Origin of the sequence: Nitrospira sp. (assembly GCA_029194665.1) — a bacterium.
Lineage (GTDB): Bacteria > Nitrospirota > Nitrospiria > Nitrospirales > Nitrospiraceae > Nitrospira_D.
On record JARFXO010000004.1, the window covers coordinates 334,927 to 360,695 of the forward strand.

Annotated in this window: 23 protein-coding genes, 1 tRNA gene and 1 pseudogene; 15 read left to right on the top strand and 10 right to left on the bottom strand. The window is 56.1% G+C overall.

Features of this window, described 5'->3' with window-relative positions; all coding sequences use genetic code 11:
• Nucleotides 1-23: 23 nt before the first annotated feature.
• The 10 genes and pseudogenes from P0119_14980 to P0119_15025 all read right to left on the bottom strand — a co-directional run bounded on the left by P0119_14980 (nucleotide 24) and on the right by P0119_15025 (nucleotide 9,712).
• The gene (locus P0119_14980) at nucleotides 24-551 is read right to left on the bottom strand and encodes a peptidylprolyl isomerase (GenBank protein ID MDF0667362.1); all 528 of its coding nucleotides are present in this window, start codon (nucleotides 549-551) and stop codon (nucleotides 24-26) included.
• Nucleotides 552-631: 80 nt separating this feature from the next.
• A complete protein-coding gene (locus tag P0119_14985) occupies nucleotides 632-1,948 on the bottom strand; it encodes an MFS transporter (GenBank protein MDF0667363.1) in 1,317 nt (438 codons plus the stop codon).
• 119 nt (nucleotides 1,949-2,067) lie between these two features.
• Complete coding sequence (locus tag P0119_14990) at nucleotides 2,068-2,745, bottom strand: FKBP-type peptidyl-prolyl cis-trans isomerase (protein ID MDF0667364.1); 678 nt, start codon at nucleotides 2,743-2,745, stop codon at nucleotides 2,068-2,070.
• 153 nt (nucleotides 2,746-2,898) lie between these two features.
• Nucleotides 2,899-2,991: transfer RNA gene (locus P0119_14995), tRNA-Ser, on the bottom strand.
• 1,119 nt (nucleotides 2,992-4,110) lie between these two features.
• The gene (locus P0119_15000; GenBank protein MDF0667365.1) at nucleotides 4,111-4,428 is read right to left on the bottom strand and encodes a hypothetical protein; all 318 of its coding nucleotides are present in this window, start codon (nucleotides 4,426-4,428) and stop codon (nucleotides 4,111-4,113) included.
• 454 nt (nucleotides 4,429-4,882) lie between these two features.
• Nucleotides 4,883-6,046 carry an IS1634 family transposase gene (locus tag P0119_15005; protein MDF0667366.1) on the bottom strand — a complete coding sequence of 388 codons (1,164 nt, stop codon included), beginning with the start codon at nucleotides 6,044-6,046 and terminating at the stop codon, nucleotides 4,883-4,885.
• 11 nt (nucleotides 6,047-6,057) lie between these two features.
• Nucleotides 6,058-6,849 (bottom strand): annotated as a pseudogene (gene istB, locus P0119_15010) (IS21-like element helper ATPase IstB).
• A gap of 103 nt (nucleotides 6,850-6,952) precedes the next feature.
• A complete protein-coding gene (gene istA / locus P0119_15015; GenBank protein MDF0667367.1) occupies nucleotides 6,953-8,113 on the bottom strand; it encodes an IS21 family transposase in 1,161 nt (386 codons plus the stop codon).
• A gap of 320 nt (nucleotides 8,114-8,433) precedes the next feature.
• Entirely contained in the window at nucleotides 8,434-8,850 is a 417-nt protein-coding gene (locus tag P0119_15020) for a hypothetical protein (protein MDF0667368.1), read from the bottom strand.
• A 274-nt stretch (nucleotides 8,851-9,124) separates the two neighbouring features.
• A complete protein-coding gene (locus P0119_15025) occupies nucleotides 9,125-9,712 on the bottom strand; it encodes a DUF3365 domain-containing protein (GenBank protein ID MDF0667369.1) in 588 nt (195 codons plus the stop codon).
• A 412-nt stretch (nucleotides 9,713-10,124) separates the two neighbouring features.
• Between P0119_15025 and hpnH the strand changes: the two genes are divergently transcribed.
• From hpnH to P0119_15100, 15 genes are all read left to right on the top strand, one after another.
• On the top strand, nucleotides 10,125-11,141 hold the full coding sequence (hpnH, locus tag P0119_15030) for an adenosyl-hopene transferase HpnH (protein ID MDF0667370.1): 1,017 nt from the start codon (nucleotides 10,125-10,127) through the stop codon (nucleotides 11,139-11,141).
• Between the two features lie 75 nt (nucleotides 11,142-11,216).
• Complete coding sequence (locus tag P0119_15035; GenBank protein MDF0667371.1) at nucleotides 11,217-11,609, top strand: hypothetical protein; 393 nt, start codon at nucleotides 11,217-11,219, stop codon at nucleotides 11,607-11,609.
• 384 nt (nucleotides 11,610-11,993) lie between these two features.
• The gene (locus tag P0119_15040; protein MDF0667372.1) at nucleotides 11,994-12,464 is read left to right on the top strand and encodes a carboxypeptidase-like regulatory domain-containing protein; all 471 of its coding nucleotides are present in this window, start codon (nucleotides 11,994-11,996) and stop codon (nucleotides 12,462-12,464) included.
• Nucleotides 12,465-12,685: 221 nt separating this feature from the next.
• Nucleotides 12,686-13,171 (top strand): c-type cytochrome, encoded by a 486-nt coding sequence (locus P0119_15045; GenBank protein ID MDF0667373.1) that lies wholly within the window; start codon nucleotides 12,686-12,688, stop codon nucleotides 13,169-13,171.
• A 391-nt stretch (nucleotides 13,172-13,562) separates the two neighbouring features.
• Complete coding sequence (locus P0119_15050) at nucleotides 13,563-15,272, top strand: cytochrome ubiquinol oxidase subunit I (GenBank protein ID MDF0667374.1); 1,710 nt, start codon at nucleotides 13,563-13,565, stop codon at nucleotides 15,270-15,272.
• A 50-nt stretch (nucleotides 15,273-15,322) separates the two neighbouring features.
• The gene (locus P0119_15055; GenBank protein MDF0667375.1) at nucleotides 15,323-16,132 is read left to right on the top strand and encodes a c-type cytochrome; all 810 of its coding nucleotides are present in this window, start codon (nucleotides 15,323-15,325) and stop codon (nucleotides 16,130-16,132) included.
• Entirely contained in the window at nucleotides 16,129-17,067 is a 939-nt protein-coding gene (locus tag P0119_15060) for a ubiquinol-cytochrome c reductase iron-sulfur subunit (GenBank protein ID MDF0667376.1), read from the top strand. Before P0119_15055 ends, P0119_15060 begins: the two co-directional genes overlap by 4 nt.
• An 11-nt stretch (nucleotides 17,068-17,078) precedes the next feature.
• Nucleotides 17,079-18,206 (top strand): cytochrome bc complex cytochrome b subunit, encoded by a 1,128-nt coding sequence (locus P0119_15065; protein ID MDF0667377.1) that lies wholly within the window; start codon nucleotides 17,079-17,081, stop codon nucleotides 18,204-18,206.
• A 19-nt stretch (nucleotides 18,207-18,225) separates the two neighbouring features.
• Nucleotides 18,226-19,230: a hypothetical protein gene (locus tag P0119_15070; GenBank protein MDF0667378.1), complete on the top strand. Its 1,005-nt coding sequence runs from the start codon at nucleotides 18,226-18,228 to the stop codon at nucleotides 19,228-19,230.
• A 25-nt stretch (nucleotides 19,231-19,255) separates the two neighbouring features.
• On the top strand, nucleotides 19,256-21,106 hold the full coding sequence (locus P0119_15075; protein MDF0667379.1) for a cytochrome ubiquinol oxidase subunit I: 1,851 nt from the start codon (nucleotides 19,256-19,258) through the stop codon (nucleotides 21,104-21,106).
• A gap of 73 nt (nucleotides 21,107-21,179) precedes the next feature.
• The gene (locus P0119_15080) at nucleotides 21,180-21,803 is read left to right on the top strand and encodes a cytochrome c (protein MDF0667380.1); all 624 of its coding nucleotides are present in this window, start codon (nucleotides 21,180-21,182) and stop codon (nucleotides 21,801-21,803) included.
• A gap of 10 nt (nucleotides 21,804-21,813) precedes the next feature.
• Nucleotides 21,814-22,530: a cytochrome c gene (locus P0119_15085; protein MDF0667381.1), complete on the top strand. Its 717-nt coding sequence runs from the start codon at nucleotides 21,814-21,816 to the stop codon at nucleotides 22,528-22,530.
• 51 nt (nucleotides 22,531-22,581) lie between these two features.
• Nucleotides 22,582-23,409 carry an ethylbenzene dehydrogenase-related protein gene (locus P0119_15090; GenBank protein MDF0667382.1) on the top strand — a complete coding sequence of 276 codons (828 nt, stop codon included), beginning with the start codon at nucleotides 22,582-22,584 and terminating at the stop codon, nucleotides 23,407-23,409.
• Nucleotides 23,410-23,411: 2 nt separating this feature from the next.
• Nucleotides 23,412-24,437 carry a c-type cytochrome gene (locus P0119_15095; GenBank protein MDF0667383.1) on the top strand — a complete coding sequence of 342 codons (1,026 nt, stop codon included), beginning with the start codon at nucleotides 23,412-23,414 and terminating at the stop codon, nucleotides 24,435-24,437.
• Between the two features lie 860 nt (nucleotides 24,438-25,297).
• Nucleotides 25,298-25,765 carry a hypothetical protein gene (locus P0119_15100; GenBank protein MDF0667384.1) on the top strand — a complete coding sequence of 156 codons (468 nt, stop codon included), beginning with the start codon at nucleotides 25,298-25,300 and terminating at the stop codon, nucleotides 25,763-25,765.
• The last annotated feature ends 4 nt before the right edge of the window (nucleotides 25,766-25,769 follow it).

Sequence of the window (25,769 nt, forward strand, 5' to 3'; positions counted from 1 at the left end):
GTGCCTCACCGACGCCTGAGCGCCTACTCCTTCACGGTCATCATGATCCTGATCGGATCGAGGGGGTTGTCTCGCTCGTCGCGCGGGACCGCGACAATCTTGTCGACAACCTCGATCCCACGAAAGACCTCTCCAAACACGGAATAGCGCCGATCTAACCCGCCGTTCTCTCCCACGCAGATAAAAAATTGTGAGCCGTTGTCATTGAAGTCGCGCGTACTGTTGCTCTCACGGGGCATTTTTGCCATGGATACTGCGCCGCGCTTGTGTGGATGGTCGTTCGGTTCGGGCGAAAGAAAGTACCCTGGTCCACCCGTACCGTGGAGTATGCGGTCGGGAGTCTTGCTCAATGGATCGCCGCCCTGAATGATGAACCCAGGCACCACCCGATGGAACGTCGTGCCGTCATAGAACCCCATTTTGACGAGATTGATAAGGTTCTCCACATGCCGAGGCGCTGCGTCGGAGTAGAATCGAATCTTGATCTCACCGAATCTCGTGGAGATCGTGACGCGGGGATCTTTCTTTCGAAACTCAAGTGCCATCGTCATGAATGTAGCAAGGCGATGATCGGAGTGGCAAGGTCTTCCAACAGTGCTGAGTCCTGAGAGTACTGCTCAACACTCACGTCTCAGCACTCAACACCGTCTTTTGCGAGTCCGTCTCCAGGCCGGATGCGTAACCACATGATTCCACCCAGAAGAGAAATGAAGGCAGCGAGGCCGAGAGAAGCTCCCCAACCCCACTGTTGGGCGAGCCACGGCGTGAGTGTCGGAGAAATCGCCCCGCCGAGATTGGCACCCATATTCATGAGACCTGAGAGACTTCCGGCATGGGTCGATGAGAGATCGCTCGCCGAGGACCAATATGCGCCGACTGTGAAGTAGAGCCACCCGGCACCCAGTGATAAGCTGGCGAGGGCGAGATAGGGAGATTCTACGGCGGCACCGAAGGCGATGGAGCCGCTGGCCAGCCCCATACCTATCATACCCACGATCCGGCGTCCCTTGGTGATGCCATGCCGCATGGCCAATCGATCAGTGACCCATCCGCCCAGAGGACAGGACACGAGAATCGTAAGAAACGGGGCGGCAGCAAACAATCCACCTCGTAGAACATTGAAGCCGCGCTCATTGACGAGATAGAGATAGAACCAAGACATATAGACATAGGCGACATAGCCCAAGCATCCGTAACTCAGCATCAGCCACCAAACGCTCGGTGTCCTTCGTAGGATAGCCCACGGGGTTGAAGGATGCATTGGAGCGGTTGGAGTCGTGGACGAGGCTGCTTTGCCATGAGTGTGCCATGGGTGAAGGGATGGACGATCGGCGGCCAAGAACCACCAAATGACTGCGAGGGCGAATCCTATCCCGCTCGAGAGGTAAAAGGCGGACTGCCAACCGTAGTTGACCATGATCCAGGCCGTTACCGGCGGGGTAATCGCTGCACCGATCCCGATTCCGCCGATAGCGATGCCGATGCCAAGACCGCGTTCATGAGCGGGAAGCCAGTCGGTGACTGCGCGATTAAAGGTCGGCAATGCCGCTGCCTCGCCAACACCGAGAAGAAATCTGACAAGGACCAGTGCGCCGACGATTCCGATCGGCGCGGCCAGGAAAGAAGTGGCGGCAATCGCCGTCCAGGCGGTAAAGCAGGACCACCAGATCAGTGCGATCATGAGGACGACGCGGATGCCCCATCGATCACCGAGCCACCCCCCGGGAATCTGGAACAAGGCATACCCGATGACGAAGGCGGAGAAGATAAATCCCATCTCCTGCTCAGTAAGCCCCAACGCCGGCATCATCTGCCGTGCGGTGACCGAAATGTTGACGCGATCGATGTACGTGACGACACTGATGGCAAAGAGAAGCCCCAGAATCAGCCAACGTAGAGGTGAAGGTGGTGCGCTGGCTTCGCGATTCGTGAAGGTCTTCTCGCTCACAGGAGGTTCACTACCAGATTCATCCAGATTCATTGGAACAGCGGTCGTTATTGGGTTCGGCAGGTGTCGGAGGATTGAAGAGCTTGCCGCCTCTGCGAAGAGGCGGCACAGCGAAGTGGTCAGTTGGTGACGATGTCGAGTAACTCGACTTCAAAGACCAAGGTGGCTCCCGGTTTGATGGTCGGCGGCGACCCGCCGTCGCCATAGGCCAGATTGGAGGGACAGACCAGCCGGCTTTTCCCTCCGACTTTTATCTGTTGAACCCCCTCTGTCCAACACTTAATGACTTTATTCAGCGGAAATGTCGCCGGCTCCCCTCGCTTAATGGAACTGTCAAATACCGTCCCATCGGTCAAGGTACCATGGTAATGAACCTTGACCGTATCCGTTGCCTTTGGTGTGGCTCCGGTGCCGGGCTTGATGGTGGTGATGACGATCCCTGACTCCGTCTTCGTTGCTCCCTTTTCCGAAGCCGCTTTTGCCGTGAATGCAGCGCCTGCTTTCTTCTCACCCTCAGCTGCGACAGCTACTCGAGACTGTTGCAGCTGCTGAATCTTGGGCCCAAATGTTTGGAGATCAACTTTTTGAGGGCGCTTCAGTACGCCGTCGGTGATGCCGTTTTTGACCATGTCGAGCTCGGTCTCGCTTAAGGCAAAGGTCCCCAACGATTGGCTGATGGCCAACCCAAGTGCATACAAGGTTTTCTGATCATCATTTACCGGATCTAGTGAGGCAGCCGATAGCGGGGTTGTGAGAAGGAAAAACCCTATGGCAAAACATAATAGACGAGATCTCATGGAGTAGTGGTCCTTTCTTGTGATGAGGTGTGGGCAAATGTGGTGCGTAAGAATACGATAGGCTTTCCGATCTCACAACAGAAATCTCACCGAAAAAGGTACCGATCAGCGAGGCGAGATTCTATGCTTCGCGTAAATACGAGCTGATGGCGGTGGCGGAGAGGGAGGGATTTGAACCCTCGGTAGAGATTTTGTCCCTACGACGGTTTAGCAAACCGTTGCCTTCGGCCACTCGGCCACCTCTCCACGTCATCGTTAAAAGGATCACGCCGCATCCACGGCGGAAAGTGTCGCCAGGGCGGGAGTCACCGACGAAGCGGCATCATACCTCAGCCTAGGGGAAACGTACAAGAGAGGAGTGCTGCTTCAGCTCAATACGACACCTGATCTCCAAACGGTTTTCGATAGGCCTCGTGCTGCCGGCGGTTTCAGGAGCAACTCGTCCCATTTCATCGACAGACAGGGGTGTCAAAAGATGATGAACGGACGGACGCACGTAGGGACACTTCTACGGAGTCTGAGGCGGTTGTTGCGGGATAGGGGGTTGCCAGGGTGATCGATCATTCCTTGCAGGCCAGGTCATCAGCTCGAAGAATTTTTGCAGGAGGTTCGCCGATTGGACTGCAGTTATAGGGTTTTTCTGACATGAGCTAGATTCATCTTCATTGTTCAGAAGCGGGATCGCATAGCGAAGTTCGACATGGCTTGGTCGTACGACACCGCTGAGGGCCAGCATGTGAAGGGCCTTCCGCTTTTGCCGAGTGCCCTCGATGTACGATCGCAGTTGACGAAGCGGCATACGGTCACCTCCGATTTCGTTAGCCCAAACTGCTCGAACTCAGATCCATAGGACGCTCTTGAAGTCCGTGTCCAGGCTTCGTGGGTGACCGCATTGGCGACAACGAACGAATAGGCTCGAGTCGTCAGGTGTCCCGGAAACTCGAAGGACAAGTTGGTAGGTCTTTCCCCCACAGAAGGGGCACGCTTTTCCAGGAAGGTTCTGTCGTACAGGTCCCAGTCGGTTGAGTTGTTTGTCCATTATCAACCCCCAATCCGTTCGCTATTTTGTGATCGGTCCGGTATCAGAATAGGCCTATCCCCGGTGCGACGGAAATACCGTGAATGTATGCTCATATTGAGCCAAAGAGGACTGATCGATCGTGGCTGCACCATAGTCGTCACCGGGAGAGGCAAAAAACTAGGTGAAGGTAGATTTCTTCTGGAGGGAGAAGAAATCTCTTACTGCTCGCAGGTGGGCATCCGCGAGCAGCTACCTTCACCCAGGTATTATTCCATCAAATGCTCTTGCTCATGACAAGCTCGTAGTTGTCCTAGTCTGACGGCCGCTGAACGTTGGAGTTACTGTCACGCGCGAATCATGATTTGTCCGTCCACCTTCGCTGATGCCGGCAAGGGGTTTTCTGCGGACCCCACGAACTGCCGGAGCCGCGCTTGGTCCGTCGGTGAAACAAGAAGCAGGTCGAGCTTGATCCACTCATTCTTGACCCACTGAACCTCCGCCAGTTCGATCGCGCTATACGCGTTGTCCTCGGGAAACCACAGGCGGAGTTTGACATAATCTCCAGGCCGTAGCTTTTCAGGATTTAGGATGACCGGATGAGAAGACGATAATTCATACACACAACCATCGCCCCTCAAACCGTCGTGTCCCGTTGAAAGCATACAATCGATCCCAATTTTTGATAGGAGTCCTGCAGGCATGCTCGCTCCTCTCGTAAAAAATCTGAACAGTGAGAACACCGTAATACAGGAGTGAGAGTGAGGGCTACTATCCTGGCAGGTGGAAAGACCTCACTAAAGAGGCATTCGCCGTGATTCTCGTATATTGCAGAGTGAAGCACGCCACGTGCCCATAAACATTTTAAAAACTAATGCTTTATAAATCTCATCTGATGTTTGGGGCCTTGCTGTAATCATGTAATCCGTTTTTATCTCCTTGTCGGCAACCAGATGACATCGGTTGGGCTAGCTCGCCTTTGTTGCATCTGATTAGAGCGAATGATCATAACCTTCCGGCTAGCCCAACTTCCGCAGTTCGCGATGTCAGAGTGAGGGATTTCAATGGGTTGTGCAAAAAGTCGGCACTACACCGGGGTGGCCATCGCAAGTGGCGGCGTCAGCCGCAATCGGTGTGGCAAGTCCAGGCCCAACCGGTCGAGCAAGGCGGCCTGGGCGTGATCCGGCCGCACCACGCAGCGCAGCCGGACCTCCCGCCATCCGTCCTCGGCAACACCACATCGGTGCTCGGAATGGTCCGGAGTTCTTCTAAGATCGTGCGCGGACTGTGGCCCAGCCCAGCCCGCTGTTGCCACTGTTCCAGGGTCTTCCACAGCACATAGGCCAAGAAGCACACCAGAATGTGAGCCTGGACCCGATCCGCTCGTTGATGCCAGATGGGACGCAGGGCCAAGTCGCTTTTCTGAATCCGGAAGGCGGCTTCGGCGTCGGCGAGTTGGACATAGGTGCGCCACAAGTCCTCCGGACTCCAGTCCGGAATGTTGGTGCGGAGCACATAGCAGCCGTCGCTGACGCGAGCCCAGTCGTCCCATTCCGGCCGGCTGGTCCACGTCACCCGAAGACCCGACGCGGTGGTCGGGTCTGCCACCACGTCGATCACGTACCGCCCGGCGGCACGGGGATTGTGCGCGAGGAGTCGGCCGATCTGTCGCTCGATGGGGCCCCGCTCCAGGGGACGGCGCGCCCGACTGAGTCGTCGGGCCAAACGGGCCACCCCGCTCTCAATGCGCTGCCCGAAGCGCGTGTGCATCGCCCGCTCCTTCTCGCGCCGCTCGACGGATCGGACCAGCAGGAACGTTTCGGCGCCCTCGGGCCCGAGGCAGGTCTTCGCGTCCACGCCCTCCCGCACCGTCGTCCAGTCGCGCTCGTCGGTCAGCGCCCGGGCCCACTTGCGCAACTCACTCTTGGGCGTCCCGAGCAGATACCGGCGCCCGCTGGCCCGCAGCCAGGCCAGATTCTCTTCGCTCGTCATGCCCCGATCCATCACCCAGATCCGCTGCGCGAGCCCATAGCGAGCTTCCATCGTCCCCACGATCTCCTCGACCGTCGTCACGTCGGTGCGGTTGCCGGCGAAGACCTCATAGCCCAGGGGCAGCCCCTCCCGCGTGACCACCAAGGCGATGCAGACTTGCTTGCAGTCGGGCCGATGATCCCGGCTGTAGCCCCGGTGTGCTAACGGATTCGCGGCCGCCGGCCCTTCGAAGTAGGTGCTCGTCACGTCATCGAGCAGCAGAAAATTGCCCCAGTTATGGTCATCGAAAATTCCCCACCCCGTTAGGTTGTCGTTGACGCTTCTTCGACCCGCACAAGTCCGGCTTTGAGTTTCTCCTTCAGCCGGTAGGAATGGCCCCGGATGTTGATGGTGATCGCGTGGTGGAGCACCCGATCCAGGATCGCAGTCGCCAGCACCCGGTCGCCAAACACCTCGCCCCAAGCCCCGAAACTCTGGTTACTGGTCAAAATCATCGGCCCCTTCTCATAGCGGCGTGAGATGAGCTGAAAGAACAAGTTGGCCCCGGTGCGGTCAATGGGCAGATAGCCGATCTCATCAATGATCAGCAACCGGGGAATGGTATAGAGCTTCAGCTTGTCCTCCAGCCGATTCTCCGTGAGCGCCCGAGTCAGCGTAGCGATCATGGCGGCGGCTGTCGTGAACAACACCCGATAGCCCTGGGCAATGGCTTGCAGCCCTAGCCCGATGGCCAGGTGACTTTTGCCCACACCGGGCGGCCACCCTATCGCAAGATCACGACATTCTCGCCGTGCTCGATGAAGTGGCAGGTCGCCACCTGCTGAATCTGCTTCTTATCCAACGAACTGGTAGCTGAAGTCGAAGACCTCCAGACTCTTGACGAATGGAAATCGCGCCAAACTCGTCCGCATCGCAATGTTCTTCGCGGTCTTGGACGCGACTTCTTCGCCGAGCACCTGGTCGAGGAAGTCGGCATAGGGCAGCTCCTTGACGGCCGCTTCTTGTAAGAGGGCCTCCAGCCACCGCTCCCGACTCTTCAAGAGCCGTAGGCGCGTGAGTTGGTCACGGAGCCGTTCCAGTTGCGCCGCGTTCATGGCCGCCCCTCCTGCGACGCCGTGCGCTCACACACCGCCTCGTACCAGGCCAGATCCCGCACTTCGACCTCCGGCAAGGCATCGGGGCGAGGGGACCGATCGCTCACCGTGGACCGACGGTGGCGGGCGAGACGCGCACTGGCTCCAGGGCCGTGCTCGGGCTGGATTCGGAATTGGTGCTGGCCCGGGAGCACCGGGTGCGTCGCGATCTCTTGGTCACGGTGAAAGATGTGGACCGTGTCCCCCGTCGTTGCACTTCAACCCGCTGACCAATGAGCCGGAAGGGCACGGAGTAGCGGTTCGTCGCCAGGCTGACCAAATAGTCCTCGGCCACGATCCGTGAGACGCGCGCCTCCTGCTGGAAGGCGCGCTGGTCCGCCAGCGGGACCAGGTGGTTGCGTTCTCGCGCAAACCGGACGAGTGGCTCCTCATGCGTCGTGCCATGGATGCGGCGGTCGGCAATTGTCGCGGTCCATTCGTCAAGTTGGGTTTGAAAGTCCACCAGATCGACAAACGTTCGTCCCGGCAGAAAGTTCCGTTTCAGATATTTCACGCCGGATTCGACCTTACCCTTGGTCTGGGCCCGATAGGGCCGACACACGCGCGGCTCAAAGCCCCAATAGTCGGCGAAGGCTTTGAAGGTGGGATTCCAGAGCCGCCGCCCCGTCTCATCCGCATAACAGACGGTTCGCGGTCGGTCATACAGATGCTCTCGCGTGTGGCCACCGAAATGCGCAAAAGCCCGTTCATGGGCCTCGAGAAACTGCGCCAGCCGCTCATCGGCACAGGCGTAATAGAACCCACGTCGGCTGAACCCCAACGTCAACACGAACACGTGCACCACCGTCGGGCCGGCGCGGAAGGGCACGGTGGCTTGGCCCCAATCAATCTGACTCTGCTGGCCCGGCGGTGTCTCAAAGCGGAGGAGGGCCCGCTCCGCCTGCAGCTGACCCTCACGCAGCGGCGCCACCCCTCGCTTCACCGTCTCATAACTGCCGATGTACTCGTGGCTCGCTCGCAGTTCCTGATAGAGAATCCGCGCCGAATAATTAACCTGCGACGCACGGGTCCGCACAAAGTCGGCATGGGCGGTCAGCAGCGTCTCCGTCATCGCCGCTCGGCGATAGGGTTGCCACGTCGTCTGCTGCAGACTGCGCCGCACGGTCTTCCGATCCAGGTCCAACCGCCGCGCAATCCCTGAAATGGATCCCCGCTCTTCATGACGCAACCGTCGAATCTCCGCCCACCGCTCTTGATCCACCATACATACCTCCCGAGTGTGGTCTACCTGGGACGGTATGATCGTTGTCTCCTTGCTATCGTCAAGTTCCATCACATCCCTCCTTCGGTGAGAGGGTGGGGATGAATTCATTGACCAGTATCTGGGGATTATTGCGGGGCTTGACAAGCAGATCATAGTCCAACGCGAACAGCTCCCGGGTCGGGCCACCACTGCGATCCAGCGGATCGGGGGCAGCTCCACCACGCGATCACCATCAACATCCAGGTCAGCCGGCACCGGCGAGCAGAAACTCCAGCCGGACTTGTGCCGGTCGGAAGCGTCAACGACAACTCACTCGGGGTTCACACAATTTTCGAGGACCATAACTGGGGCATCGTGACCCTTGACGCTTCCCGGCCCGCTGGCAGCAGCGCCGCCAACGCGGTGTCCAACCGCAAGGCGCGCCACAGCGTCCAGCCCAGCCACACATCGCCGAAGCGGCGGTTGCGTTCCAGCCGCACCTGATCCAGCCGGACCGGAACGACCGTTTCCTCCGCCGTCTCCGGTGTGAACAGATCCGGTTGTGTGACCCCTCCGACGAGCACCTGAGCCAGCGCTCTCGCACGGGCACAGCCTTGGGCATCCAATTCGCCCAACTGTGCCACCGTTTGCTGGACGACCCGGCGGCCCATCCGCACCGAGCGGACCAACCGCCAATACGTATGAATCTTGCCATCCTTGCGGCGTGTCGTATGGCGCAGATACATCCTGCGTTCCATATGGACTGAGCGCCCCGTTCACGTCAATGGGGTTGGTCGGCACTACATCGTGGTTTCACGTAGGTGGTCTTAAGTCTGTCGCGGGGTTGCGCGAACGCAGAGGGCGAAAAAAGACTCCGAGGTGACCGAACTGCGGAAGTTGGGCTAGCTCGGCTGCCGGCCTGTCAGCGAGCCCGAACCGACCTGTTCGTACTAAACCTTTTCGACAGACCTGTCCTGAGCCAATCGGATGGCTCAGGACAAGGGGGAATATCGAGAAACGGGACGCTCTACTCTAAAGGTTCAGCGGGACCATGATCATGATGGCGCCCATCACGTCATTCTGCTTGAAATCGTGCCTCGGACTATCCTGATGCGCGTTGTGGCATCCGATGCAAGCTTGCGAAACAGCCCTGTCGGCATAGATGGCCATAAGATACGAGTCCGGTCCGTTCATGACCACTTCGGTGTACGGACGATTCGGGTTCTGTTGGGTTGACATCAGGCCCCTTTGCTCAGATTCGGATTTTGGCCCGTTCTGCTTGTTGATGGGCCAGAGACTGATGAGCTTATAGCCGACTTTAGCCTTCGAATTGACCGATAGGCGAGCGGTTTCCTGTAGAAATTGGGCTGGAAGGGGCAAACTTTTTTCAGAGCGCCAATTCTCTGACGCAACCGCAGCGCCTTTCGCTTGCATCCGCTCTACAACATGCTCCGCATAAAACGTGCGGTTTGACTGGATCACGGCATATAACATATCCGCCACCTTCTCAGCAGGAATGCCCCCGGCATCCTTGGCGCCGGACGATACTCCCACATAGACAACAGACGTAAAAAAAAGTAGTAATGCGGTTCCCAGCACCAAGCTCTTCCTGATCATCATGGGCTCTCCCTTCCGTTAAGAGGTTGATGGCCTGAATATTCCTCGACGAGGATGTGCTCCCCCTGGCCTGGTTGACCTGAGGGTATCGCACACCAGAATCTGAATGATTGTCCATCGACGTTTGAACAGGTGGTAGACAAGAAAGGATGGCTGCAGAGGAGCGGAATACGTCTCATACCCACCTCAGGGATGGGAACGCTGGGAATTCGGTCGGGCTGACGGTAGCAGAAAACCTGATACGGGGACAAGTAGACGCACACCACTCTTGCTTTGACTTACTCTTTCGAAATTGACGCGCTCTGAGCAGGATGCTAGAATCCCAAAGTTCTTGCGCCTCCAGCACGGCTGTGTCTCGCCGTTGTCCATACAGGTAAGGGTCGCAAAAAAACACAGAGCGAATTAGGAGAACGGAATGGCTGTTCCGATTTCCCAGATGTATACCGTGGCGAAGTATGTGCTCTCACAGAAGCTGAAGGGAGTGAAGCGATATCCCTTGGTTCTGATGCTTGAGCCGCTCTTTCGGTGCAACCTGGCTTGCGCCGGTTGCGGGAAGATTCAGTATCCCGACCATGTGCTCGATAAGCGGTTGACCCCCGAGCAGTGCTGGACAGCGGCCGAGGAATGCGGGGCGCCGATGGTGAGCATTCCGGGAGGAGAACCGCTTATCCATCCTGAAATCGCCCAGATCGTACAGGGGCTAGTGGATCGAAAAAAATACATCTATCTCTGTACGAATGCTATTCTCTTGGAGCGGAAGTTGGAAGAGTACAAACCATCCAAGTACCTGACCTTCAGCGTCCATATGGACGGGCTTAAGGACGAGCACGATTTGGCGGTCTGTCGCGACGGAGTCTATGACGTGGCGGTCAAGGCCATCAAAGCGGCGCTCAAACGAGGCCATCGGGTGACGACCAACACCACCTTGTTCGACGACGCGAACCCGGAGCGGGTCAGAAAATTTTTCGATGACATGATGGCGCTGGGTGTTGAAGGTATGACCATCTCCCCGGGGTATAGTTATCAAAAGGCTCCCGATCAGCAACATTTCTTGAAGCGAGCGCGGACTCAGGAGCTCTTCTCCAAGATTCTTGCTCGCCCCAAGGCTGGTTGGCAGTTCAATCAATCCCCGCTGTTCTTGGATTTTCTCATGGGTCGACGTGAATACCAATGCACTCCTTGGGGCAATCCGACCTACAACGTGTTTGGATGGCAGAAGCCCTGCTATCTGCTGCAAGAGGGATATACAAAAACATTCCGGGAACTCATGGAGTCGACGGAGTGGGAAAACTATGGAACGGGCCGAAACGAGAAATGCGCCGATTGCATGGTCCATTGCGGCTATGAGGCCTCGGCTGTTGAGGATACGTTTAGTACCGTGTCGGGATTTGCACGGACTGCCAAGCTGACGCTGATGCCTACATCTCGTTAATCGTTCAACGTTAACCGCAATCCTCGCAACTTTTTTCGTTTCACGAATAACGATTTACGGTTACCGGCCTCCCCCATGACTGACACCAAAAACCACAGGTTGACCAATCTCGGTTCTCTTGAAGGGCGAGTGTTCAAACCAGCCTCTGCGGCGGAAACAATGGAAGCCGTCGAGCTCGCGTTCGACTATCGTGGGGATGTGACCTTGACGTTAGGATCAGGCGAGTCGGTGGCCGGATATCTCTTCAATCGTCAAGCGGCAGGCGACGATCCTTACCTCGAATTGTTTCCCGTCGATCAGCCGAGTCCTCAGCGCATTTCCTACCGATCCATCGAGAGCATCGCGTTTACCGGCCAAGACACTGCGAACGGCAAGTCGTGGGAGGCTTGGGTCTCGAAGAAAGACTCCGAGCGTCGAGCAGAAGCTGCAAAGATTGAGGCGGCTGCGCGTACGAAGGGCTATCTCTAAGTTCTTCTCCATTCTTCTTCGGTTGATCCCGATACTTTCGCGGAAGAAATCAGCTTTCCATCACATGGGCCAAGGCTATGCGCTTCAACTTTTAAACGTCCCCTCACCGATCGTGAGGCCGGTTCCTCGTGCCACGCATTCCTCAGTCTCAGCCCGCCCTGCGACCGTCGTCGAAAACCAAACGGCTCTACGTCCGGATTGAAGGGCCAGCCGTTTCGTTGACAAAGATTTGAGTGCTGTGCTAGAAACCTGTGCCCGAATGTAGAGTGCTCGTTGTACTGAGCGAGCACGACCTCGAAGGAGCAAACGACGAGTCAGCGATCTAGTTTGAAGCTTGGGAGCAGAATTCCAGGCGGACTGTTTTTCCTAGCTTGCTGTTTCGTCATGAATGTTGCGTTTCCACCCCTGGCTCAAGCCACGCATGAAGCGGATCATCGTTTCATGGTGGAGGGGTATGTTTGCGATCAAAATGGGAAGGGACTTCCGAATACAGACGTTCTCGTCAAGGACACCAGGATTTCATACGGTCAGGTTGTTCGGACGGATGGAGATGGTTACTACAAAGCGATGTTTCATCTGCACAACGACAATCTTGACGATCCCCTTCTGGTAGAGGCGAGAGGTGAACGGCAAAACCTTAAGATTCAATTTGATCCGAAAGATCTAGAGAGCGAACGAAAGATTCGGGTTGACTTTGGAACTGGCTGTGAGGCGAGTGGGCCTCCCGCTTGGATTTGGTGGAGCAGTGGGGCGGTCTTTGCCACAGCCTGCGGTATTTTCGGGATGAAGTTTGTCCGTTCTCAGCGGAAGCCGGAACGGATCAAGGCGAAATCCCAGGGAAAGAAAAAATCATGATCGCCGATGACGGTCCTTGGGGCTACAAGGTATCTCGCCGAATCGGTTGATTAGGTCGGCGAGGGCCCGTGATACAAGCTGAATGGGCGACTGTAATTTCGACGCTCTTGCAGGGGCAGGTGATAGCTCTGCAAAAGCGTTTTTTTTTGCTTGTCGGTCCGTTTCTCGATCGCGTTGCCGCCCGGACGAGAATCTCTCTTAATGACAGCGTGATGGACGTAATGAACATACAGGCAGGCTCGATTCGCGCTGTATTCATCATGAGCGCGGGACTATTGGCGAGTTGCGGAGACCAGGGTGGAGAGGGGCCGATTGTGCCGCCACCGCCGGCTCCTGCTGAATATGCCGAGAAGCATATGCCGGCAGATTGGTGGGCGGATGCTCAGAAGCTGGAAGAGGGACGCAAGCTCTTCATCGGTGAGACGAATCCCGACGTAAACTGTGCCAGTTGTCACGGGAAAGACGGGAAGCCCGTGAAGGCAGGCGCCACTGATTTCAGAAACCCTGAGCGCATGAAGCTGTATTCGGACTCTGTCTGGTTTTGGCGTATTTCCGAAGGAGTGCCGAATACCAAGATGAAAGGGTGGAAGAGCAAGCTCTCAGAAGAGGATCGATGGAAGCTCGTGCTCTATGAGCGGAATTTTGGACTGGCTGGGAAGACATGGAATGAAGAAATGAAGCAATGGGCCGAGGCCGTCATTAAGTGACTGTAGGGTAAGGTTGTCGGTGGCAGGATGCTTCGCGCCTTCCGGCCTTTCCTCTTGTGGAATCATAAGGTGAGCCTTTTGTATGCGATTTGAGGCCGTCAACCATGTGTCGGGTTTTTTGCGGGCTACCAGGGGATTCTCCTAGCGGTAAGGCTTGGGGACTCTGGGATACTCTAGCCGGTCGATAAGGTCGTATGAAGTAGGGTTGCGGCAATCGCATGGAGCTTGACCTGTAATGGCGAGATCTTAGCGCTCTCAGGGGCTTCAGGCGCTCTGGTCGGGTGGTGGCCGAGACCCATTAATGTAGAGAAAAATATCCTGTGGAAATTCGAGTAAGTATGAAAGCAAGATCCTTGACCAAGTTCTTAAAGTAGGGGGGCATCGAGGCATCGTGAAAAAACTGTCGAGCGGTCTCATGGCTCTCATTGTGTTGTTCTCCCTGTGCGCGGCAGCCACCGGTGTCTGCGCTCAGGAGGTTGGGGCGTCTTCGGTGGAGCTTCCGTATACAGGCAATCGGACGGCTGTATGGGTCGTCGCTCAACTCCATATTTTATTTGCCGCGTTTATCCTCGGTGCACCGATCTTCGTCGTCATTTCAGAATGGTTGGGTTACCGCAAGCAGGACCCTCGGTATGATCGCCTGGCTAAAGAGATCACCAAGGTTACGGTCATTCTCTTTAGTATGACGGCTGTGACGGGCGGCTTGTTTATTTTTGTCCTTCTTGCCGCCTACCCACAATTCACGACCTCATTCATTAATCAGTTTTATATGGTGTTCGCGGTCATGTATCCGGCGCTGTTTATCGCCGAGACGATTTTGATGTATGCCTACCTCTACACCTGGGATGTGTGGAAGGGTGAAAGGAAGGGGCGTCACATTGCTCTCGGCGTGCTCTTGAATCTTGTCTGTCTGCTCATCCTATTTGTCATCAACGGTCCCACGTCGTTCATGAATACACCGCCGAAGGCCGAAGGAGTTTCGCCGCAGGATTTCATCGCGGCGGCAACCTTGTGGGACAAGATTGCGAACCAAAGTTGGTTCCCTCTGAGCCTCCACCGAATCGATGGGAATGTGGCATTCGGTGGGTTTATCGCCGGGATGATCGCCGCCTACATGTACATGGGGGCGAAGTCGCAGGAGGAGCGAGCCTACTACGATTGGATGGGGTTCGCCGCCATCTGGATCGCCGTGGGTGGGTCGCTCTTGCAGCCGTTCACGGGACTTTTGTTGGCCTATGAAATGTGCGATTACGATTTTTCATTCTGCCCATATATGATGGCCGATCAGCTCTCCATGTTTTTTGAAATGCAGGGCATGATGATCGGGTTGCTGTTCTTGGCCATCAACTATTACAGTTGGCTCAGCGTCAAGCGAATTGAAGGGGCCGAAAATGTTCGGATGACGATTCTGGCTCCCATTGTCTTGGTGGTCTTGCTACCCGTCACGATGTGGGTCATGAATAAATATTGGATTCCGGATCCAATGTCGTTGGTGTTCCTTCTGCCCTTAACGTTGTCGCCCTTCTTATTGAGCCGGTTCGTTCCGAAGACCGTCTCCGCACGGACCGTCATCAAGGTCGGCTTTATCGTCATGCTCGTGAGCGACGCGGTCTGGCTTACACCCGGTGGGTTCGTGGCCACCGGCACCGATATGCCCGATGAGCTGAAATTGCCGGAAGGGTGGGATTTTCTGGCATCGATGCCGGCAAAGCTTTCTGCGATCTTGACGTTGGTGTTCGTGACGGTCGTCAATTACGTCTTGTATAACAGAACCATCAAGCAGGGCACGATCCTCTGGGGGAAAATCGATTTCGTGTCCCAGTTTGTTCTGATTTTCTTGGCGTTCATCTCCACATGGACGATGGGGTTGATGGGGGCGGTCCGGTCCCTGCTCAAAAAATATTTCCACACCTATAGTCTGGTCTCGGACCTCAGTGCGGAGTCTTTTACTCCGACGCTCTCCTATTCGGCCTGGTGGATCACGGCGATTACCGTGTTCTTTATTGCCATCGTCAGTGTGGCTGCCCTAGTAGCTCTTCGGCCTTCAGTTTCGAGGGTGCGAGAGCCTGAGGGGAGTCCGGTCCCGGTCGGGGCCAAATAATCACAGCGTGAAGCATTTGGTGAGCCAATTGGAATTCGTATGAGGACAATGTGTTCAAGAAGCTAACAATCGGGCTTGTGGTCGGTGGCGCACTTGTGGGTATCACGCACTCGCAGGAGGTACCGTTCGATTTCCAAAAGTTGTTCTTTATCTTCGCGCTGATCGGGGCTGTTGTCTTTGTGATGCTTGACGCGCAGCCGATCGGAATAATGAGCGGCGGGAAGTCCGTCTTTGCGGTCACCGCGTTCTGGGTCCTGCTGATTACGGCCTGCATCGCGGGCGCTTCCCTGTTGCCGCAGTTTAATCCCGAAGACGAACGGGCCAAAATCGACAAGCTTTTGGGAAAGGAACGGGCTGCCTCGCAGAAGGGCAAGGCTGAGGAATTGATCGCTCGGGCCAAGGCACTCGATGAGCAGGTCAAAGCCCTGGAAGAGCGCCTCAAGGGATTGGGGGGAGGTCAGGCTGCATCTGCATCACCGGCGCCTCCGGCCGGGGAGAAGCCTTCTTCGACAGCAGCCACGTCTGCTGGAGGGGGTGGGGATTTCATGAAGGTGGGCGAGGAGCAGTGGCAATTGCAAGAATGCTACAACTGCCACAAGTTGAGGGGTGAGGGCGGGAAGAAACGAGGTCCTGAATTGGATAACATCGGCTCGTTCTTGACGGTCGAGGAGATTCAACAGAAAATCTACGACCCCAAGAGCATCATGGCTGAGGGGTATGAGAAGGAATGGCAAAAGGGCATCATGCCGGACAAGTTTAAGGACCTCATGGAGCCCAAAGAAATGCAGGCCCTGGCTGCCTGGTTGGGTACCTTCAAGAACACCTCGGTGAATACCCCGAAGCCGATCAAGAAAAAATGATGCTGCAACCGAAGTTGAAATCCAAGGTCCGGTGCACCGACCTCGACATCGGCGAAGTCACGAAAGTCGTGCTCGATCCGCTTTCCCACGAGATCAGCCATATCGTGGTGTCTATGAATGGGAGCGGTGAGCGACAAGTCGCCATGGGTCATGTCCAGGCCGTGACGGACGACGTCGTGCAGTTGCGCGCGCCGTCAACCGATATTCTGGCCTTGCCTCCCTTCAAGCGGGAAGATTATGTCACCACGCATGAAGTGGAGATCTCCCACCTCGAGGACAACATCCATGTGACGCCAGGCGAGGTGTTGGTCCCCTTGCCTGATCTGGAAAAAAGCGTCAAGCGCCGCACCTTTTTCATGAATTTCACGCATGTCATTGGGTTCTTGGTCGGCCTCCCCATTGCCTATCCAATTCTCCGCTATCTGATGAAGCCGATGTATGCGGATTTCGACAACGACTGGCTGAACGTGGGGAATGTCAGCAAGATCAAGCAGGATGATGTCGGAGTGCAGTTCAAGTACAAGAAAAAGGTCAAAGAAGTTTATATGCCGGAGAGCGAAATCGATAAAAACGTCTGGATCCTCCGAGCGACCCCCGAGCTTCTCGAGAAAGTTTACAACGACAAGGACATGGAGTTTCGAGATGCCAAGGGGAAAACGATCTGGGCCAACAAGCGAGACATTCCCTATGTGGCGTTCTCCGGCAAGTGCCCCCATTTGGGATGCGCATTCAAGTGGCGACAGCACAAAACGCTCGGACAAGTGTTTCTCTGCCCTTGCCACCTCAGTATCTACGACGCAGCAGGGAAAGTGCTTGACGGCCCGGCCCCACGTGGCCTTGACGCATTACCCGTGAGGGTTTCTGCAGCTGGGGACGTGGAGATCATCGACATGGAATTCAAGGCCGGTACAAAATCACAAATCCGGATCATTTGAAAACTGGCGGCATGGATAGCAAGCAATCATCATCGACGGTAATTCCTGATCATCAGCCCAGCGCCATCGAAAAGCTCGTGGCGTTCCTTGACGAGCGGGTCGGGCTCAAGGAGATGCAAGCCAAGATGCTCAATGAGCCGATTCCCGGCGGCTCTCGTTGGGCCTACGTGTTCGGCTCCATCTTGTTGTTCATCTTTGCCATGCAGGCACTGACCGGCATGTTGCTCATGTTCTATTACGTGCCGACAGCCGACCATGCCTACGCCAGTACGCAATATATCATTCACGATGTCGATTATGGGTGGTTCATTCTGGGCTACCATTTTTGGGGATCCAGCGCCATGGTCGTCTGCGTGGTGGCCCATATGTCTCAGGTCTTTCTCTGGGGGGCGTACAAGAAGCCGCGAGAATTGCTGTGGCTTGTCGGACTCGCGCTGTTTGGTGTTGTGATCACCTTCGGTTTTACAGGCTACCTCTTGCCCTGGGACCAACGGGCGTTCTGGGCAACGACCGTGGGTGTCGAAATCTTGGATAAGACTCCCATTGTCGGTGATTTTATAGCCCGATTTCTGAAGGGTGGCCCGACCCCCGGGCAGATGACCTTAAGCCGATTTTTCGTCCTCCATGTGATGATTCTCCCGGCGGCACTCATGGCCTTGGCCGGATTGCATCTGTTCCTGTTTCGTGTCGCCGCCCCCGCAGGACCCTTCACCGGTACGGTGGAGGAGATCAAAGCGAAAACCGACTATTTCTTTCCCCGTCAAATTTGGAAAGACATGGTCGGGATGGCGTTTGTCTTCGTAGGGATTTGCGCCTTGGCCCTCTGGGAGCCGGTCGTCTTATTGGATGAGGCGGCGCCGGATCCAGGGGACTACCATCCCGAGCCGGAATGGTATTTTCTATTCTATTTTCAGCTGCTCAGATTGAAACTGTTCGCCGGTGAGTCCGGTCAATTTCTCGGTGCCGTGGTGTTGCCGGCCGTCTTCATGGCATTGCTCGTCGCGCTCCCGTTCATCGACAAAGATCCCGAGCGGAATATTTTCAAGCGACCGGTCGCCCTCATCAGTTGGATTGCGATCATGGTGGTGATTGTCTTGTTCACGGTTGCATCGGTGATTAACCGAGCGTTCCTGGACTGATCCTTTGAGTAGGTTGGTTATGGCGGAAGAACGCGAATCGATGTCTCCGACGAAGATAGGGTTCGGTATTCTGTGGCCGGCCTGCTGGACGGGCATTCCCATTAAGGCGGTGTTTGCGGTCCTTGCCATGACGATGGGATTGGTGCATTTCGAAGGACGGTTCGGTCTTGCCTTTTTAATGCTGTTTGCCAGTCCCGTCACCGTCTTCGCCGCTCCCATCATCATGGCCGTCTTTGAGACGCAGTTTGGTGAAGGGGTCGGTTTGCCGCTCATACTCGGAATGTCCATCCCCGTCGACATCTGGGCGCTGGGCCTGGTTGGGCGAACGTTCTTCTTGGAACGACTTCGGAAAGAGCCACCCGACGATGGGCTTGGTTTTGCGATCTGGTGGAGAGCAGCGATCATTGGAACGTTCTTTCTTCCGCTCCTCTGGTGGATCGTCAGCCGTGTCACGGAGATCGCGATTACGGCATCGCACTCCATGGCTGAAATGGACAGCATGCGACATCTCTTCGACACCGGCCTTCCGATCGCGGAACGAATCGGTCTCGAACTCACAATCTGGGGATCCATCTCGTCGGCAGTCCTGATCGTCTTGGCGATCATCGGGATTTCCATCCTTGGACAAATCATTCGACGCATGGCGGAAAACGCTCGTCCAGCGTCTGAAAATTATCAAGGACTCGTGACTCGCTGGGATTTGATGCGTGTGCCGACCGATCAGGGGTTGTTGCTGGCCTCATTGGCGGGGGTTGGCGTGGTCCTGTCGCTGGTCTTTTGGGCTATCCTTCCGGTGACGACTCCGCATCCCCATGATTGCTGTAAGAAGCCGGAGGTCCAGGTCGAACCGGTGTTCAAACCGGTTGAGTCGTTGAACAAGACGGCGCAGCGGATCGCATCTCTTGCGGCGCAAGTTGATGCGATGGAGCACCAGAGGACAGAAACAAAAGTGCAGAAAGAAAAGGGCAAGGGAAAGGTGGAAGGCGCAACGGCCAAGAACTCCCCTGTCAACACGAAACCGTAATTTGCGAGGTGATGAGGTGAGTGCCATGCGACAAGAGGTCGGAACGATTCAACGAGCTCTCCGAGCCGTCAGCGGGTGCGGCGGATCGCTCGCAACTCTCTTGTTGACGGCTGGGTGGCTTGCACTCCCTTCGATCGGATTCGCGGCGGAAGGCACAGCGGCCGGACCGACCGAATATCGCGATATTGGTTATATCGGCAGTCGGAACTTGGTCTGGATCGTCGCGCAGCTGCATCTTCTGCTTGCAGGGTTCGTCTTAGGAGTGCCGATCTTCGCCTGGTTATGCGAAGTCATCGCGTGGAGGGGAGGCGAAAAGCGTTACGACAAGCTCGCCAAGGAGTTTACGAAGCTCCTGACTTCGGCCTATGCGACCACCGCCCTGTTCGGCGGCATTCTCTTGTTTCTCTTGGTGGCGTTTTACCCCAAGCTCATGAATTATTTGACGGACGTTTTCTTCCCGTCTTTTCTCCTCTACTGCCTCCTGTTCTTGCTCGAAACCGCCACGCTCTATCTGTATTGGTATGGGTGGGATGCCATGCAAGGTGGAGGCAAGAAGACGTTGCATGTGTTTCTGGGGTTTTTGCTGAACTTCTTCGCCTTATTCATCATGATCGTGCCCAATGCCTGGGCCACGTTCCAGGCCAGCCCGGTTGTGATTTCAGAAGGCACGGCTATCGAGCGTGCCTGGGCGGCAACGTGGAACCCGACCTGGTGGCCGATCAATGTCCATCGCCTCATCGCCAATGTCGTGCTCGGTGGATACATTTGTGGGGCCTATGCCGGAGTCCGGTATTTGTCGGTCAAGAGCACTGAGGAACGGGAGCATTACGATTGGATGGGCTATGTCGGCAACTTTATCGGCGTGTTCGGCCTGTTGGCCCTGCCGTTTGCCGGCTACTGGCTCATGCGGGAAATCTACCAGTACAACCAGCAGATGGGCATTACACTGATGGGAGGATTCCTGTCCTGGCTCTTCATCATCCAAGCCATGTTGATCGGAGTCCTGTTTCTTGGTTCGAACTATTACTTCTGGCTGGGGATTACCTATCGCATTCCCGGATCGGAGGCAAAATATCGGCGGGCCATGTTGCTGATGCTGATCAGCTTGCTGTTCTGCCTTGCTGTGTGGATGACGCCTCACTCCCTCGTCGCCAGCATTGAAGAGGCCCAGAAGATGGGAGGAGCTCATCATCCCCTGCTGGGCGTCCTCGGCGTTATGTCTGCCAAAATGACGGTGGCGAACCTCATGATTCTCATTACGTTCATGAGCTTTGTCATGTATTGGCGGGCCGGGAAGCAAGACACGGCCAGGTGGGCGAAGTTGGGAAAGGCGGTCATGAGCGCTGTGTTAGTGTTGGCCAGTCTTGCTGTCATCGTCCTCGGGGTGTGGGGATACTTCGTGCCGGCGATCGTCCGCATCAATTATTTCTCCACGTCCCAGGTGCTGATCGTCATCTTCGTCATCCTGACGATTGCGCCGTTGACGGCACTGTTGCTCAAGAGTGCCAAGACGACGACGGAGATGGTATGGGGCAGTATGCCTCCGCGTGCAGGGTATGCTCTGGTCCTCAATGCTGTCATGATCATCCTCCTCATGGCGCTGATGGGCTACGCGCGATCCTCGTCCCGCGTCCATTGGCATGTGTACGGAGTCATGCGTGATTCATCGCCCTATGCCTATTCGCCGGCCCTCGGCAGCGCGTCGCTGATCATGGGCTTCTGCACCTTTTTCTTCTGTATCCTCGTGGCCTTTATCTTCTGGGTCGCCACCATGGGTGACAAGGCCAAGGCTGCGGCACCAACAGGGAAGGGAGAGTTGCCGCACGGCATTCCCGCGATGGCCGGAGGATCTCCAGAGGAGCGACACAGGACGTGAAGAGAGTTTTGAATTATGAGTTTTAGGTTTAATACGCGGTAGGCAGCATTCAGCACATAACATTCGAGGGCCCATGAGTGAAGTCGCACAACTACAATTGATCTCTCTCGGTATTGTCGGATTCGGGATACTAATCCTTCTTTTCATCAGAGCCACTTTCCTCCGAGTCACGGGATTTGTTGCCATCGTGCTTGGGTTGTTTTCGCTCACGTGCCTCGCAGTGCCGCAGATGGCCTCTCTCCCTCCGGCTGAGGAAAAGATCGACATCGCCAGTATCAAGACCCCGACCGATATCGCGGCCATCGGGCAGACAGTGTTCTTCAGCAAAGGCCAATGTGCACTGTGTCATTCCATCGGCCCGAGTGAATCGGCCCGTTGCCCGGATTTGAAGGGAATCGGTGCAAAATTGAGCCGGGGATTCCTCTATGAAAGTTTGACGGATCCGCAGGCCTTCGTGTATCACGACTATCGGCATGGAGGGGTGCCGAAGGAATATCCGGCCACGATGCCCGCTATCAACAAGGATCCGATCGGCCTCTCGAAGAATGAAATTTTGGCCGTCATCGCGTTTCTACAACAGATGAGCGGGGAGCCGATCTCCATCAGCGCATCGGAACTCGAAATTCCGGGCCAGGCCCCATCAGCTCCAGTCAAAGCAGCCGAATCCGCACTTGTAGCCGACGCACACACGCACTAGGGAGGAACGTATGGGCGCGTTAGGTAAGCCGATCATCCTCATGGTAGCCATGTACTTGTTCTTGAAGTTTGTGCTGCCGAACATACCGGGCTCGGCGCCCCTTCCTTCCAGCTTGATTTTCCTCTACCTCCTCCTGACTGCCTCGGGTATCGTGATCTACGAAACATTGAGTGGAGAATCAAAAGATGCCTTCTGGGGACCGATGCAACGGTTCTTGACGGGAGAGGGTAGCGGAGGCTTGCAAGTGCTTCGCTACGGTGTCCTCATTCTGTTTCCTCTGCTGGTGGGGTGGGAAACGTATGGCAGCACAGCATCGAGCGATCTTCCACCGACGGAGGGCAGAACGATTCATCCTGCACCGCCTGGGGAGTACACAGGGCTGTCGAATCCTGTTCCCAAAACCCCTGAAAATATCATGCAGGGGAAGGGGTTCTACGCGGCCTTTTGCTCTCCTTGCCATGGTGGAAACTTCGATGGAAAAGGACCAGCCGCCCGCGGCTTCAACCCTCCTCCCGCCAATTTTGCCGATCCAACCACGATCGCGATGCTGCAAGAAAGCTATTTGTTCTGGCGCATTAAAAAAGGTGGCGTCGGACTCCCGATCGAAGGGGCGCCATGGAAGTCCGCCATGCCCCGTTGGGAAGTGGAATTGCCGGACGAATGGATTTGGAAGATCATCATGGGCGAATACGATGGGGCGCATCAATCTCCACGAACCTGGGAATAAAGGAGAGGAACAGCGCGAGAGAGTGAGTGGTGTAGAGAGAACGAGGCCAGCATGAAGCCGGTGAATCATATGATGAAGCAGGTTCTGTGGGGTGGAGCGGCCGTAATTGTGACCCTGGTCCTCTACGGAGCACCGTTCAGCTTTGCCCAAGAGAGCGTGGCGGTTCGAGCCGCGCTCGTGACCGGCGGGCTGCCCCTTGACGATCCGAACGCCGCAGCCTGGAGCAGTGTGGCACCGGCCTCCTTCCCAATGTCGCCACAGGTGCATTGGCCGAACCGGATTCAAGAAGTCACAGTCAAAGACGTGTCCGTGCGCGCGCTGCACGATGGGAAACAGGTCGTTTTTCTTCTGGAATATGCCGATCCCACTCAAGATCCGGACGATGGCGCGGCGCTCGAGTTCATGGTTGGGGACAAGAAGGCACATTTTGCCCATGGACAACCGATGCTGCAGGTGGAAGGTGGACCGGTCAACATTTGGTTTTGGAAGAATAAGGCGAACAAGGCCGTCGATATGAGTGCGAAAGGATTCGGCACATTGAAGCCGCAAGTGCATCAAGACGTGAACGCAAAAGCCGCCTACTCAAACGGCAAGTGGAAGATAGTCTTTTCCCGCAATCTCTCGAACGAACATCCCGATGAAGATGTTCAAATTACACCGGGGCAATTTATCAGCATCGCCTTTGCGGTGTGGGACGGCCGAAAAGATGCCGCGGGTGAGTTGGTCGAAAAGGGATCTCAAAAAGCCGTCTCGTCCTGGTGGTATTTCCGAGCCGATGCGCCGCCGGACTATTCCAGCTATATGTATGCGGCGGTAGCCGTTGCATTGGCCTTGGGGTTTCAGTTTGTCTTGATCAGAAAACTCAAGAAAGGGCAGTGAGCATGAAGGCGGCACGGCTGGGTGTCATTGGGTTGGTGGTTGGGGTAGTGGGGGGCGCGACCTTGATCACGGGAGGGTGCGCGAACGAGCAAGAGAAGCGGGGACACGAGCTCTATACTCACTATTGCAGTGACTGTCATGGTGAGAGCGGTAAGCAAAACCAAGGGTTTAATTGGTCCGCCATGCCGGATCCGAAACCGAAAGATCTGTCCAACAAATCCGAAATGGGGACGTTCAAGGACGAGGACCTCTTCAGTACGATTTCACGCGACATGTTGGACACGAGCGAGGAGGGCGGCGATCCGATCGGAGACGACGACTTTGCGGTTCCGACGATGCCGACGTTCAAATATACGTTGTCCGAGGATGAAATTTGGGCGATCGTCGGACACGTCCGCACGTTGCACGGGATGAAGATGGAATTCAATGTCGCGGGGCGCAAGACCGTGCTTGAAGAAGGGCTGAAGGCAGCCCAGGCTAAGTTTGAGCAGACCAAGCAGGCCTATGAAGCGGCAGAGAAGAAAGCGAGCGACGAAGCCGAGCGGAAGAGTGAGCAGTTGAAGAAAGATGTGGACGTAGACGAATCCGCCTATGCGGCTGAACAAGCGGCGATGGTGCAAGCCAAGAAAGAGATGGATGCGGCACAGGTTGCACTCAACAACTTCTCCACCAGGCCGGGCAAGGGGGTCAGTATCCCAAGACCGGATCTGACGGTCAAGCCCGCGGAAGCTGCAAAATTGGCCGATCGTGGGAAAAGACTCTACGAAAATAAGTATGGTTGTAACGGGTGCCACAATCTTGCCGGTGAAGGCGGCAAGATCGGCCCTGCCTTGGATCGAGCAGGATTTCGGCTGAACGCGACCTGGATCTACCGCTGGCTGAAAAATCCTCAGGCTATGGATACACACACGCGTATGCCGGCATTGGGATTGAATGACGCGGACGCAAAGGCCGTGACCCTGTATGTCGCCACGTTACGTGCACCCAAGGCGGAGCCTGTCGTGCAGAAGCCGACCGAAAAGCCTTAGCAGGCTGCGGAAAAATTGGGTGATGTCAAAAATATGGACGGGAGTCTCCGTCAAACTCATTTCGGGCTCCTCAATAAGACGGTTGATCTCACCCTCTGACCCCTGGCGCGCGCAGACGCGCCGCTCCACAAGCAAGGCCGCAGCGCGATCCGCGGTGCGACGAATAAGGAGACGCAGGGCGCGATGAACAGAGATCGCCATGTCTGTGCGAGTCGCAGAGTTGACAGTGTCACCTGATCCCCAGGGTCTAAAGGCGAGGCGTATTCTTTTCACCCACCTCCCCCGAGCGGGTAGAGCAGCTCTCTCGCGGTTCGGTACGTTACCCCGCTGAAGTTCACGCCGCGCCGAATAAGGCACGGCACGCCCGTGAACGCAGCCGAGATGGTAGGACGGCTGTGTCCCCCGGGAATGCCAGAGGAGGATTTTTGTAAGCAGCCTGCTACCGTTCTGAGTCTGAAGTGAGTTGGATAGGTCCAGCTGGTCGAGTGGTCGTCAATCAAACAATTGGTTGTGAAAATTATAATGTGAACTTCAACCCCACGATAGTGGGGTCATTCAACCCTAGTTAACGAAAGCGCATCCATGCTAAGCATGAAGGGCCATTTGGCTCTTGATATTTGCTCGGCTAACAGATTCTGACAGCAACAGCACCTCCCCTGGCAGCTGGCAGAGTAACGTTGGAGCGACGAGTGGGAATTTCGACATTGCGCTGGGCACGTCCTTCACGATCGAGCCCTTTGCATGAACAGGGAGTACAGATTTTGCGCCTCGCAATCATGGTCATGCTGACGATCACAATACACGCCGCCGCTCCTGGACTATCGGAAGCGTGTCTTGGTGGTCGGGAAGGAGATGCAGGTTTGAGTCCAGGTAGCACATTGCTCGAGTCAGCGTTGCAAGGACCGATCATGCTTCGCGCTGAAGGGGTCCGTATCGTGCTGCGTCCACCACAAGATCTCGCACGGCTCGCGCCAGGCGAATTGCTACGCCGGGCAGTTGTAAGTCGGCGCCTGATTTTGCTGCTGTGCGACCTCCGCGCTGCGGAGACTCCCGAAACGTTGTTCAGTATCTACCTCAACCTGCTGGAACGGGCTGACCAGGCCTCGCGCGCGAGTCACTTACTCGCTCAATTCAACTTCTTCTCGGCGGTACGGCCCGGTGACACGACAATGCCCGTCTGGCAGAGCTTTGACATCACTCATGCGGTCGGCACATTGGCCGAGCAGGGTGTGCTCGATACGGAGGCTACCCTGACCATCTTGGCGGCGCGGACGTTTGATCCCGAATCCCGGCCGAGCGTCGGGCAGATCGCAATCGTCCAGCAGTAATGTT